10 protein-coding genes are annotated in these 12,990 nt (G+C 72.3%); 1 reads left to right on the forward strand and 9 read right to left on the reverse strand.

The annotated features are described in order from the left end of the window. Positions 1 to 145: 145 nt before the first annotated feature. Genes LUU90_RS12550 through LUU90_RS12575 form a run of 6 tightly spaced genes read right to left on the reverse strand, consistent with a single transcriptional unit; the run spans position 146 to position 8,519 of the window. Positions 146 to 1,246 carry an ABC transporter ATP-binding protein gene (locus LUU90_RS12550; protein WP_275003766.1) on the reverse strand — a complete coding sequence of 367 codons (1,101 nt, stop codon included), beginning with the start codon at positions 1,244 to 1,246 and terminating at the stop codon, positions 146 to 148. Continuing rightward, positions 1,243 to 2,160: an ABC transporter permease gene (locus tag LUU90_RS12555; RefSeq protein WP_275003767.1), complete on the reverse strand. Its 918-nt coding sequence runs from the start codon at positions 2,158 to 2,160 to the stop codon at positions 1,243 to 1,245. The genes LUU90_RS12550 and LUU90_RS12555 overlap by 4 nt, the downstream gene beginning before the upstream one ends. Further along, positions 2,157 to 3,140 carry an ABC transporter permease gene (locus LUU90_RS12560; protein WP_275003768.1) on the reverse strand — a complete coding sequence of 328 codons (984 nt, stop codon included), beginning with the start codon at positions 3,138 to 3,140 and terminating at the stop codon, positions 2,157 to 2,159. Before LUU90_RS12560 ends, LUU90_RS12555 begins: the two co-directional genes overlap by 4 nt. Then, the gene (locus LUU90_RS12565) at positions 3,137 to 4,225 is read right to left on the reverse strand and encodes an ABC transporter ATP-binding protein (protein WP_275003769.1); all 1,089 of its coding nucleotides are present in this window, start codon (positions 4,223 to 4,225) and stop codon (positions 3,137 to 3,139) included. The genes LUU90_RS12560 and LUU90_RS12565 overlap by 4 nt, the downstream gene beginning before the upstream one ends. Beyond that, positions 4,225 to 5,898 carry an ABC transporter substrate-binding protein gene (locus tag LUU90_RS12570; RefSeq protein WP_275003770.1) on the reverse strand — a complete coding sequence of 558 codons (1,674 nt, stop codon included), beginning with the start codon at positions 5,896 to 5,898 and terminating at the stop codon, positions 4,225 to 4,227. The genes LUU90_RS12565 and LUU90_RS12570 overlap by 1 nt, the downstream gene beginning before the upstream one ends. Positions 5,899 to 5,948: 50 nt before the next feature. After that, positions 5,949 to 8,519 (reverse strand): beta-glucosidase family protein, encoded by a 2,571-nt coding sequence (locus LUU90_RS12575; RefSeq protein WP_275003771.1) that lies wholly within the window; start codon positions 8,517 to 8,519, stop codon positions 5,949 to 5,951. A 126-nt stretch (positions 8,520 to 8,645) separates the two neighbouring features. Between LUU90_RS12575 and LUU90_RS12580 the strand changes: the two genes are divergently transcribed. Then, complete coding sequence (locus tag LUU90_RS12580) at positions 8,646 to 9,293, forward strand: TetR/AcrR family transcriptional regulator (RefSeq protein WP_275003772.1); 648 nt, start codon at positions 8,646 to 8,648, stop codon at positions 9,291 to 9,293. A 9-nt stretch (positions 9,294 to 9,302) separates the two neighbouring features. On the opposite strand, the gene LUU90_RS12585 is transcribed toward LUU90_RS12580, so the two are convergent. The 3 genes from LUU90_RS12585 to rsmH are packed head-to-tail and all read right to left on the reverse strand — an operon-like array spanning position 9,303 to position 12,891. Next, positions 9,303 to 11,426: a peptidoglycan D,D-transpeptidase FtsI family protein gene (locus LUU90_RS12585; RefSeq protein WP_275003773.1), complete on the reverse strand. Its 2,124-nt coding sequence runs from the start codon at positions 11,424 to 11,426 to the stop codon at positions 9,303 to 9,305. Continuing rightward, on the reverse strand, positions 11,423 to 11,851 hold the full coding sequence (locus LUU90_RS12590) for a hypothetical protein (protein ID WP_275003774.1): 429 nt from the start codon (positions 11,849 to 11,851) through the stop codon (positions 11,423 to 11,425). The genes LUU90_RS12585 and LUU90_RS12590 overlap by 4 nt, the downstream gene beginning before the upstream one ends. After that, positions 11,848 to 12,891, reverse strand: a complete 1,044-nt coding sequence (gene rsmH / locus LUU90_RS12595) for a 16S rRNA (cytosine(1402)-N(4))-methyltransferase RsmH (protein WP_275003775.1) — start codon at positions 12,889 to 12,891, stop codon at positions 11,848 to 11,850. The genes LUU90_RS12590 and rsmH overlap by 4 nt, the downstream gene beginning before the upstream one ends. Between the last annotated feature and the right edge of the window lie 99 nt (positions 12,892 to 12,990).

Below are 12,990 nucleotides of genomic sequence, written 5' to 3' on the forward strand. Positions count from 1 at the left end.
CCACGTCAGGCTAGCGGCAGGCTGTCGGCGGGCGGCACTGTTTACGCACGCGGGGTGTGTTGCCGTGAGTAGACGAGGTCTACTCACGGCAACACACCCCGCGGACCTACACCTTCCGCCGGTCGGTCTCTGCGGCCACAGCTCGCTACCGGGCTAGCAGGTCCGGCAGCTCACCGTTCACGAGCCCGGAGGTGTGCAGGTGGCACGCCACCAGCCGCCCCTCCTCGGACTGCGCCGTCCGCCCCAGCACGGGCAGCTCCGTCCGGCACACGTCCATGGCGTGCGCGCACCGGGGCGCGAACGGGCAGCCCGGCGGGCGCTTCGAGAGGTCGGGTGGCGCGCCGGGGATGCCGGTCAGCTCCCGCCGCGGCCCGTGCAGCGGAGGGAACGAGCCGAGCAGACCGGCCGAGTACGGGTGCCGGGGCTTCGCGTAGACGTCCCGCGCGACCGCCGTCTCCACGATCTCGCCCGCGTACATGACGGCGATGCGGTCGGCGACCTCGACCAGCAGGGACACGTCGTGCGTGATGAGCACGACCGAGAAGCCCAGCCGCTCGCGCAGCTCCATCACCTGCTCCAGGATCTGGCGCTGCATCACCACGTCGAGCGCCGTGGTGGGCTCGTCCATGATGAGCACCTGCGGCTCCAGGGCGAGCGCCATCGCGATCATGACGCGCTGCCGCATGCCGCCGGAGAGCTGGTGCGGGTAGGACCGCAGCCGGTCCGCCGAGATGCCGACCAGCCGCAGCAGCTCCGCCGCCCGCTCCCGGGCCTCGGCCCGCCGCATGCCGGGCCGGTGCGCCAGGATGCCGTCGATGAGCTGCCGCTCGACCCGGAACACCGGGTTGAGCGAGCTCATCGCGCCCTGGAACACGATGGCGATGTCGCGCCAGCGGGCGGCCCGGAGCTCGGCGTCGGACAGGGAGAGCAGGTCCGCGCGCTGGCCGTCGCGACCCGTGAGCCACACCTCGCCGCCCGTGATGAGGCCCGGCGGCGACAGCAGCCGGGTGGCGGCGTAGGCGAGGGTCGACTTACCGCAGCCCGACTCCCCCGCCAGCCCCAGCACCTCGCCGCGGTTCAGGGTGAGCGAGACCTCCCGCAGCACGTGCGTGGGGTCGTCGCCGAACCCGTAGTCGACGCTCAGGTTCCGGATCTCCAGCACCGGGTCCGACGACTCCGGCGCCACCGGCGTGCCGGCCTCCGTGGTCGTCGTGCCGTCCTGCGTGCTCGTGTCCGTCTGGCTCATGACCGTGCCTCCCGCACCACCGGAGTGAACCCCACACGCGGCCGGATGCCCCGGCGACGCAGCGAACGCGCGTGCAGGCCGGTGGACCGCAGGCGGGGGTTGACGATCTCGTCGATACCGAAGTTGACCAGCGTCAGGGCCATGCCCAGCAGGGCGATGCAGGCACCGGCCGGCACGAACCACCACCACGCGCCACGCTGCAGCGCGAGGTTGTTCTGCGCCCAGAACAGGATGGTGCCCCAGTTCCACTCGCTGACCGGCGTGATACCGATGAACGACAGGGTGACCTGGGACAGCACCGCGAACGTCACGGTGCCGACGAAGCCGGAGGCGATCACCGCCGTCAGATTGGGCATCACCTCGACGAGGACGAGGCGCCACGTGCGCTCCCCGTTGGCCCGGGCCGCCTCCACGAAGTCGCGCTTGCGCAGCGACAGCGTCTGGGCCCGCAGCACGCGCGCGCCCCACGCCCAGCCGGTGGCGCCGATGACGAGGGCCACCGTGAGCCCGCCCGCGGAGGGCAGCTGCGCGGCGATCAGGATGATCAGCGGCAGCTGCGGGATCACGAGGAACATGTTCGACAGCGCGGACAGCGACTCGTCACCGACGCCGCCGACGAACCCGGCGGTCACACCCACGAGCACGCCCACCACGGTGGCGCTCACCCCGGCGACGAGGCCGACGACGAGCACACCGCGGGTGCCGACCACGAGCTGCGACAGGATGTCGCGGCCCGTGTGGTCGGTCCCGAGCCAGTGCGCTGCCGACGGCGGGCTGAGCAGCGCATCGCTCACCTGGTTCGGGTCGTACGGCGCGATCCACGGGCCGAGCAGCGCCAGCAACGTGAAGAAGCCGAGGATGACCAGGCCCGTGATCACCTTGCCGTTGCGCAGGAACATCAGCCGGTTGTTCATCGGTCCTCCGTCCGGGTGCGGGGGTCGAGCAGGGCGTAGGCGAGGTCGGCCACCATGTTCGCCACGAGGACGGACAGCGTGATGACCAGGAAGCAGCCCTGCATCAGCGGGTAGTCGTGGGTCGAGACCGCCTGGTAGAGCGTGTAGCCGATGCCCTGGTAGGAGAAGACCATCTCCATGATCAGCGTGCCGCCGACCACGAACCCGAGGGACAGGGCGAAGCTGGAGACCTGCGGCAGCACCGCGTTACGCGCCGCGTAGCCGAACATGACCTGGCGCTCCGGCAGGCCCTTGGCGTGCGCCACGGTGACGTAGTCCTCCGAGGAGACGGTCACCATCATGTTGCGCATCCCGAGGACCCAGCCCGCGACCGACGACAGCACCACGGTCAGCGCGGGCAGGAACCCGTAGTAGATCACCGAGCCGATGAACTCACCGGTGAACGCGGGCACCATGCCGCGGTCGTAGCTACCGCTCGAGGGGAACCAGCCCAGGTTCACCGAGAACACCGCGATGGTGATCAGGCCCAGCCAGAAGTACGGCACGGCCTGGAAGAACGTCGCCACGGGCAGCAGACCGTCGGCCCACGTGCCGCGGCGCCACCCGAGGAACGTGCCGATGAGCGAGCCGATCACGAACGCGATCACCGTCGCCACGCCGACAAGCCCCACCGTCCACGGCAGCGACTGGCTCACGATGTCCGCGACCGGCGTCGGGAAGTGCGTGAACGACAGGCCCAGGTCACCCCGGAGGAGCAGACCCCAGTAGTCGACGTACTGCTGCCACAGGCTGGTGTCCTGGTCGAGACCGAACAGGACCCGCAGCGAGTGCTCGGCGCGGGAGTCGATGCGGCCCTGCATGCGGCCGAGGAGGGCCGTGACCGGGTCACCGGGCAGCATGCGCGGGATGAAGAAGTTGATGGTGATCGCGGCCCACGCGGTCAGCGCGTAGAACGCGACCCTGCGCAGCAGGAACCTCATGCGCCCGCCTCCCCGCCGCTGGCCGAACTCGTGGAGACCCGCCCCACCTCTGGCCGGTCCTCCCGCTCGCTGTACCCCCAGCAGGCCGCCGCCCGCCCGGGCGCCACCTCGAGCAGCGCCGGCGTCTCGCGTCGGCACAGGTCCGTCGCGTACGGGCACCGCGGCGCGAAGCGGCAGCCGGGCGGCGGGTCGACGAGGCTCGGCGGCTCGCCGCCGGTCCCCTGGTCCCGCACGGCGGCCGCGCCGGCACCGGCGAGGTCGTCCGGGTCGGGCGCGGACGCCACGAGCAGCCGGGTGTACGGGTGCAGCGGCTCCTGGGTGACCGACTCGCTGTCCCCGGTCTCCATGACCTGTCCCGCGTACAGCACGGTGGTCCGGTCGGCGAAGTAGCGCGCCGACGCGATGTCGTGCGTGATGTACAGGACGGCGATGCCGAGCCGGTCGCGCAGGTCGGCCAGGAGGTTGAGGATGCCGAGCCGGATCGAGACGTCGAGCATCGAGACGGGCTCGTCGGCGAGCAGCACCTCCGGCTCGGCGGCGAGCGCCCGCGCGATGGCGATGCGTTGGCGCTGCCCCCCGGACAGCTCGTGCGGGTACTTGTCGACGTACCGCTCGGCGGGCGTGAGGTGCACGCGCTCCAGCAGCTCGGTCAGGGCCGCCTCCAGCTCGGCGCCCCGCAGCTTGCCCCCCGTCGACTGGTGGCGGTGCAGGCGCAGCGCGCGGGTCAGCGTGTAGCGCACGGGGTGCACGGGGTTGATGGACGCGAAGGGGTCCTGGAAGATCATCTGCACGCGTCGCACGTACGCGCGGAACGCCCGCCGGCCGCGCACGCGGGCCTCGGCGCCGTCCAGCAGGACCTGGCCGTCCGTGATCGGGATCAGGCCCGCCAGCAGGCGGGCGACGGTGGACTTGCCGGAGCCCGACTCCCCCACCACGGCCAGCACCTGGCCGCGGTGGAGCTCGAGGTCCACGCCGTCCACGGCGTGTATCGCCCGGGCGGGCGGACGGCCGGCGATGCGGCGTCCACCCGCCCGGAAGTGCTTGGTGAGGCCGTGCGCGGCCAGCACCGGTGTGCTCTGACTCATCAGCCGTCCGCAGGCTCGAGGTTCATCAGGATCTGGGCGGCCTGCACCCCGGTGGGCTGCGGCTGGTTGTACGGGTCCTCCTCGGAGGGCCAGCCCACGTAGTTCTGCGTCGAGTACTGCGCGGTGGCCGGGCGGGTCCAGATCGCGATGCCCGGCACCTCCTCGACGAAGACCTTCTGGATGGTGGCGAGCGCCTCGGTACGCGCGCCGTCGTCGGTCGCCGCGGCGTAGTCGGCGAGCGCCTGTGTGGCGTCGTCGTTCTGGAACCGGCCGAAGTTCCAGGTGGCCGGCTCACCGAGCTTCTTGTACTGGGCGCCGTCCATGATGTCGGCGTACATGTCCCAGGGGGTGGCGCCGCCGTCGGTCCAGTGGAGGGTCGCCTGGAAGTCACCGCCGGGGATGATGTCGGCGAACCAGCCGTCCTGGTTGACGGGGTTGACCGTCGCGGTGGCGCCGAGCTCGGCGGCCGAGTTCTTGATGAGGTCCAGGGCGGTCAGGTAGTCGTTCCAGCCGGCCGGGTTCACCAGCTCGAACGTCACCTCCTCGCCGTCGGGGTCGACGAGCTTCTCGCCCTCCCAGGTGTACCCGGCGTCCTCGAGCAGGGCGCGGGCACCCTCGACGTCGACCTCGTACTCCTGGTCGGCGTACTCGGCCGCGAGGAACTCCTCACCCGCGGGCAGGGGCAGGCCGGTGACGCTGGTCAGCGCGGGGTTCACGCCGGACGTCGCGACGTCGACGAGCTCCTGGCGGTCGATCACCATGTTGAGCGCCTGCCGGAACGCCTTGTCGTCGAACGGCTTGGTCTCGTTGTTCAGGTAGAGGACGTCGATACCGAGGCCGCCGGCCGCGTACTGGTGGTAGTGCTCGGGGTCCTGGGCGATGTAGACGTTCTCGAAGTCGGCGATGAACGTCCAGCCCCACTGCGCCTCGCCGGTGGTCAGAGCCGTGGTCAGGGCGTTGTTGTCGTTGTACGACGAGTAGCGGATCTCGGGGACGGCCGGCTCGCCGCCCCAGTAGTCGTCCCGGGCCACGACGGTCGCGGCCTGCGGCGTCCAGGACTTCAGGGTGTACGGACCGGTGCCGACCGGGTCGGCGTTGGTGTCCGTGGTCGGGTCCTCGACGTCGGCCCAGATGTGCTCCGGCACCATCACGAGGTCGTACAGCTTGGACTGGTTGACGTACTGCCCGGTCGTGAACGAGACGGTGACGGCGACGCCGTCGGTCTCGACCGTGTCGTAGGGCAGAGCGGCGGCGTTCAGCGCCTCGAAGTCCATGCGCAGCTGGATCGAGAAGGCGATGTCGTCGGCGGTGAACTCCTCGCCGTCCGACCAGGTCACACCCTCGCGGGGCGTGATGACGGCCTCGGTGAAGTCCTCGTTCCACTCGACGCTCTCGGCGAGCCAGGGGGACGGCTCCTCCGACGGGCGCGCCTGGTTGCGCATCATCAGGGGCTCGTAGATGACGAACGCGTAGCCGAGCGAGAGCGCGGACGAGCCGGTGGCGAACGGGCTGTGGTTCTCCGTCTGGACGCCGTTCGGCATGCCGACGGTCAGGGTCTCCCCGCCGCCCTCGGTCTCGGTGGTGCCTCCGCCGCCACCACCGCCGCAGGCCGTGGCCAGCAGCGCGATGGCTGCCGCGGCTGCGGCCGCGGCGACGTGCTTGTGAATCCTCACGGTGTGCCTCCTTGCACTCCTCCCGCGTGTGCGGGACGGATGGTGTGTGATCACCTGGCTCCGGCGCCGGGATCTTCCCCGGGCCGGACTGTCAGCTCGTTGGTCAGTCGCAGGTCCGCGACGGACCTGCCGGTACGCAGCCGGTAGGTGCCCGGCGGCGTTGCCCAGCCCTTGGCCTGCGGGTCCCAGACCTGCAGTGCCCGGGCCGGGACGGGTACACGGACGGTGGCGCTCCCCATGGCGGGTACGTCGGCCACCGCGAAGCCGCCGAGCCACCGCACGGGGCGGCTCGGGCCGCCCTCGGGTGCCTCGACGTACACCTGGACCACCTCGCGGCCCGCGCGACGGCCGGTGTTCCGGACCGTCACGTAGACGGTCAGGGTCGCGGGCGCGTCGTGGGCCTCGCCCCAGGCGAGGACGGCGTCCTCGTACTCCCAGGTGGTCCAGCCCAGGCCGTGCCCGAACGGCGCGGCCGGCACGGCGCCGTCGGCCCCGGGCTCCAGCCGGCGCTCCCAGGCCCGGTAGCCGATGTCGGTGCCCTCGGCGTAGTCGACGACCCCGTCCACGGGCCGCGCGTGCGGCACCGGGACGTCCTCGAAACGCGCGGGAAGGGTCCAGGGCAGGCGCCCGGACGGCTCGGTGACACCGGTCAGCACGTCGGCGAGCGCGGTGCCCGCCTCCTGGCCCGGCAGCCAGCCCCACAGCACCGTCGGCACGTCGGAGAGCCAGGGCAGCAGCACCGGCGCGCCGGCATTGACGACGACCACGGTGCGCGGGTTGGCCGCGGCGACACGGCGCACCAGCTCGTCCTGGTTGCCCGGCAGGTCCAGGTCGGGGCGGTCGTAACCCTCGGACTCGACCTCGGCGGTGGTGCCGACCAGGACGACGGCGACGTCGGCGGCCGCGGCCGCGGCGACCGCACCGGCCAGCTCGTCCTCCACGGACGGGCCGGGCAGCCGGTGCACCAGGGCGGCACGTACGAAGTGTCCGTAGCCCACCGCGTGCACCACCTGGAGCGTCGCGTCCAGGACGGCGGTGCCGGTCGCCGTGGCGACCTCGGCGATCGGGTGGTTGTGCCCCGAGGAGAGCACGATGTCCTCGTCCACGCGGACGTCGCCCTGGGCGACCCGGGCGCCATCGACGTGCACCCGGTGCACGCCGACGGTGCCGACACCCAGCTGGTGCTCGCCCGGCTCGTCGAGGCGAACCTGCGCCCGCAGGCGGACGGCGTCGGCGTCGGGGCGGACGTCGTGCAGCCAGCCGGTCCACTCGTGGGCCGTGTACTCCTCGAGGGTGCTGCCGTCGGCCGCGAGCACCGTCAGGCGCAGACCCACCTCGCCGGTCTCCGGGTCGGTGCACCGGTCGACGTCGAGCTCCGGCGGGTTGCGCAGGGCGCGGGCGCCGGCCAGCAGCGTCACCTCGGACCCCTGCGGCAGTGCGGCCCGCAGCTCGTCGGCGGGGTAGGTGAGACGGTCGGGGTGGACGAACGACGAGCCGCCGCCCTGGAAGAACGGCTCCACGGCCGCGGGGCCGAGCAGCGCGACGCGCAGGGGCCGGGCCCCGTCGAGCGTGAACGGCACCAGCCCCGCGTCGTCCTTGAGCACGACGACGGAGCGCGCGGCCAGCTCACGCAGGAGCTGCGCGGCGGAGGGCTCGGCGACGACGGTCGCGGCGGCGAGGTCGATCGCGGCGTGGACTCCCGCCGCGGCGTCTCCCGTGCCGTCGCCCGCGCCGCCGTCGGGCAGCGTGAGCCGGCCCGTGCGGCGGGCGAGCCGCAGGAGGCGCAGCACCTTGTCGTCGAGGTCGGACTCCGCGACCTCGCCGGAGCGGACGGCGTCGAGCAGGCCGTCGCCCCACGCGCCGTCGGGCCCGGGCATCTGCAGGTCGAGACCGCCGCGGACGGCGGGTGCCACGGACTGGGTGGCCACCCAGTCGCTGATGAACAGGCCGTCGTAGCCCCACTCCTCCTTGAGGAGGTCGACCACCAGGGGGCGGTGCTCCAGCAGACGGGCGGCTACCCCGCCCGTCTCGGCGCCGTTGTACGCACCCATCACGCACCACGGGACGACGTCGCGCACGAGCCGCTCGAAGGGAGCCAGGTAGGCCTCGCGCAGCGTGCGCTCGTCGAGGCGCGCGAGGTAGCGCGTGCGCTCGGTCTCCGAGTCGTTCGCGACGTAGTGCTTGACGCACATCCCGACGCCTCGCTCCTGCGCGGCGCCCACGAGCGCCACCGCGATCTCGGCGGTCAGGTGCGGGTCCTCGGAGTAGCACTCGAAGTGCCTGCCGCCCACGGGCGTGCGCTGCAGGTTCACCTGCGGGGCCAGCACGACGTCGACACCGTGCCGCTTCGCCTCGGCGGCGAACAGGGCACCCGACCGGCGCGCGAGGTCCAGGTCCCAGGTGGCCGCCAGCGCGGACGGCGCGGGGAACATCGCCGAGGTCCCACCGTCCGGGCCGCGCACGCCGACCGGGCCGTCGGACATCACCACCGGCTCCAGCCCGAGGCGTGGCACTGCGGTGGTCGCCCACATGGAGGCGCCCACGACGAGCGACACCTTCTCCTCGGCGGACAGTTCGTCGAGGATGCGGAGCAGCTCGGGCTCCGGGGCGATGGTCTGCATGGCGATGACCTGCGGCGTAATGGCCTGCGATGACAACGTGTTCTCCGTTCAGCGTCGGACGGCTGCCACGCATTCAACCACACTTACTTACTGGTTAGTAAGCCCGTTCACCCGTATCGTAGGGGCATGTCCGAAGCGATCGAGCAGGCTGCCCCGAAGGCCAAGCGACCCACCCGCGCCCACCGGCGGGAGGAGATACTCGCCGCCGCCACGCGGGTGTTCGGCTCGAAGGGCTACCACCAGGGCTCGCTCGTGGACGTCGCCGCGCAGGTCGGCATCACCCACGCCGGGGTGCTGCACCACTTCGGCAGCAAGGACAAGCTGCTGTGGGAGGTGCTCGAGTACCGCGACCGCGTGGACGTGCAGCACCTCGAGGGCAAGCACATCCCCGGTGGCATGGACCTGTTCCGGCACCTGGTCACCACCGCACGCCTGAACGCCGACCGGCGCGGCATCGTGCAGGCGTACGCCGTGCTCACGGGCGAGTCGGTGACCGACGGTCACCCGGCGTCCACCTGGGTGGCGCACCGGTTCTCGGTGCTGCGCGGCGAGATCTCGCAGGCGGTGCTCGCACTGGCCACCGAGCGCGACGTACAGCTGCCCGACGGCGAGGCCGAGCGCGCGGCCAACGCCGTCATCGCCGTCATGGACGGTCTTCAGCTGCAGTGGCTGCTCGACCCGGACGCGGTCGACCTCGCGGAGGCCACCAGGTTCTCCATCGAGTCGATCCTGACGGCCACGCTGGGCAGCACCGTGGAGATCACGAGCGCGTGACCGTCCGGGTCACCACTCGGTCTTGAGGCGCCGCGTGTCCCGCTCGCTGGGCGGCACGTCCATCTTCTGGAGGGTGAACCCCATGACGTCGCTGAACACCGGGGCCGCGACGTCGCCACCGAAGATGGAGCTCTTCGGGCTCTTGAGGAAGACGGCGACGGTGTACCGGGGGTCGTCGGCCGGCGCGACGCCGATGAACGACGCCATGTAGGTCCAACCGCTCCCCGTCGGCATCTGCGCGGTACCGGTCTTGCCGGCCACCCGGTAACCCGGGACGTTGGCGTTCGTCCCGGTCCCGCCGTCCTCGGTCACCGCCTCCATCATCTCGACGACGGTGTCCGCGGTCTCCTCCGAGACGACGCGCTCCCCCGGCTCGCGCTCGGCCGGCGTGACCGTGCCGTCCGGGCTCATGGAGCCCGCGAACAGTGTCGGCTTCATCCGCACGCCACCGTTCGCCACCGTCGAGAACACGCTGGTGGCCTGCATGGCGTTCACGGACAGGCCCTGCCCGAACAGCACCGCGTACTGCGTGCGGCCGTCCCAGTCGGCGACGTCGTCCGGCGGCATGAGGCCCACCGACTCGCCCGGCAGGCCCAGGCCGGTCGGCTGACCGAAGCCGAACTTCTCCAGGTACTCCTGCCGCTCCTCCAGGGGGATCTTCTCCCCCGCCTGGACGGTCCCGGTGTTCGACGACTGCGCCAGGACCCCCGTCAGCGTGAGCCGCTGCACCGGGTGGTCGTGCGAGTCGCGGAAGGTCTGGCCGTTCGGCGCCGTGTACCTGTCCGGCACGGTGAACCGGCTGTTCGGGGTCCAGTAGCCACCCTCAAGGGCGGCCGCCATGGTGATCACCTTGCCCGTCGAGCCCGGGTCGAAGACGTCCTTGACCGCGCGCGAGCCACCCGCGACCGCCGACGTCGACCGGTCGTTCGGGTTCACCGCGCCCGAGTCGGCGAGCGCCACGATCTCACCCGTGCGCACGTCCTGCACGATCGCCATGCCGTACTCGGCGCCGCTGCTCCGCTTCGCCTCGTCGATGGCGTCCTGCGCCTTCCACTGGATGTCGTGCACCAGGGTGAGCTGGACGTCCTTGCCCGGCACCGCGGGGACGGACTCCTGCCCGGCTGCTGGGATCCGCAGGCCGTCGAGGCTGCGCTCGTACGTGTCCGAGCCCGCGGTGCCGGCCAGCAGGTCGTCGTACGCCTTCTCGATACCGCCCTGGCCGGTCTGCTCGTCGTCCACGAAGCCGACGAGCGAGCCCGCCACCGTGCCTGACGGATAGGTGCGCCGCGAGGTGAGGTCGGTCCGGACGTACGCACGGATCTCCAGGTCGGCGATGGCCCGCTGCACCTCGGGCACCACGTTCTTGGCGAGCACCTTGTAGCGGGACTCGCCGACGAGCTTGGCCGCGAGCTCGTTCTTCGGGATGTCGAGGATGGGCGAGAGCTGCTGGGCGATGCCGAGCGCACCGTCCTCCACCCCGCGCGACGAGCCGCGGAAGTCCTTGATCGCCACCGGGTCGCCGATCACCGTGTACCGGTCCACCGACGTCGCGAGCACCACGCCGTTGGCATCGGTGATGTCACCGCGGTGCGCCGGGGTCACGGCGGTGGCGGTGCGGGCCGCCTCGGCCTCCGCGGCGAGGCTCGGCCCCTCGATGAGCTGCACGTGGAAGAGACGCACCAGGAAGATCACCACCACCACCGCCGCGATGCCGACGAGCCAGCGCTGCCGGATCTCCGGCCGGCCGGGCCGCGGCGGCAGCGGGCGGGCCACCCGGGAGCGGGCGGGGGCCGGGGCAGGGCGGTTCTGGCCGGCGCCCTTGCGGCCGCCCTCGGGCGCCTGAAAGCCCAGCCGCGTGCTGGTCGCACGCGCCTGGGTCTTCTTCGGCTGGGTCTTCTTCGGCTGGGTCTTGGGCTGGGCCTTCTTGGGCCGGGCCTGGCCGGCCCGGGCCTTCTGCGGCTGGGCGGTCGCGCCCTGCTTGCGCTGCGGAGCCGCGCCCTGGCGGGACTTGCCGTCGCCGCGAGCGGGCTGGGCGGACCGCGGCTGCGCAGCGCGCGGCTGAGCGGAACGGGGTCCGGCAGCGCGCCCGCTCGGGGTGCGCTGCCGGTCCGGACCCGGCGTCTGCCGGGTCACTGACCCGCTCCCTTCACCACCTTGCCGGTTCGGAGACTGACCATCGTCGGGTTCTCCGCCGGGACCATGCCGAGGCTGCGGGCCTTCTCCGGCAGGTCCGTCTCGGCCGCGCTCAGGTCCTCCTGGAGGCCCTGCACGTCCTGTGCCGTCTGCGCGACCTCACCCTGCAGCTGGGACATCTCGTAGGAACCCCGGGCGAGCGTCGTGTTCAGGACCAGCACCGCCACGAGCGAGACGATCATCAGGGTGGCGCACAGCACGAGGAAGGGCACGCGGCTCTTCGCGTGCAGCGGCGCGCGGACGGCATCGAGGCGGCGGCCGCGCTGGCCGGCACCCCCCGAGATGGCGGTCAGCGGGGCGCGGCGGGTACGGGGCAGCTCGGCGGGACGGGCGGCGCGGGCCGTCGCAGCGGTCGTGGCACTCATCGGCGGTCCTCCTTCGCGGTGTGGTGCTTGGTGGTGCGGTTTCGCAGGTGGTCAGGCGTGGGGCGCAGACGCCGGGCGGCGCGGAGCCGGACCGACGCGGAACGCGGGTTGCGCTCCAGCTCCTCGGCGTCGGCTTCCTCCGCACCCCGGGTCAGCGCCTCGAGGTAGGGCCGGTGCGTCTCCGGCTCCACGGGCAACCCTGACGGCGCGGACGACGTCGTGCCCTGCGCGATGGCACGCTTGACGATCCGGTCCTCCAGGGACTGGTACGACTCCACGACGATCCGGCCGTCCACGGCGAGCGCCTCGATCGCGGCGGGCACAGCGCGCTCGAGCACCTCGAGCTCGCCGTTCACCTCGATCCGAAGTGCCTGGAACGTGCGCTTGGCCGGGTGGCCACCCGTCTTGCGCGTGGCCGCGGGGATGCTGGCCCGCAGCAGGTCGACGAGCTCGGCGCTGCGGTCCCACGGCCGCTCCGCCCGACGCCGGACGATGCCCTTCGCGATCCGGCCGGCGAACCGCTCCTCGCCGTACTCCCGCAGGATCCGCGCGAGGTCGCGCTCGTCGTACGTGTTGAGCACGTCCGCCGCCGTCAGCTCCTGGGTGGAGTCCATCCGCATGTCGAGCGGTGCGTCCTGCGCGTACGCGAAGCCCCGCTCGGCCTCGTCGAGCTGCAGCGAGGAGACGCCGAGGTCCATGAGCACGCCCTGCACGGCACCACCGGCGTGCTCGTCGACCACCTCGACGATCTCGTCGTACACCGCGTGCACCGGAGTGAACCGCTCGCCGAACCGGGCCAGCCGCTTGCCCGCGAGGGCGAGCGCCTGCGGGTCGCGGTCGATGCCGATCACGCGGGCCGTCGGGACCTGCTCCAGGACGGCCTCGGTGTGGCCCCCCATGCCGAGCGTGCAGTCGACGAGCACCGAGCCGGGCTCGGCGAGCGCCGGCGCGAGCAGGTCGACGCACCGCTGGAGCAGCACCGGGAGGTGTCGGTCGGCGGCGTCGCTGTGAGTACCTGGACGGTCGTCGGTCGCGTTCATCGGTGTCTCCTTTCGTGCGTCGTTCCCTGCTGTGGCCCTGCACCTGCCGTACCGCTGAACCGGCCGGTCCTACGGGAGAGGGCCGTCCGGTCAGGTCTC

This window comes from Promicromonospora iranensis, from assembly GCF_028994775.1.
GTDB classification, from domain to species: domain Bacteria; phylum Actinomycetota; class Actinomycetes; order Actinomycetales; family Cellulomonadaceae; genus Promicromonospora; species Promicromonospora iranensis_A.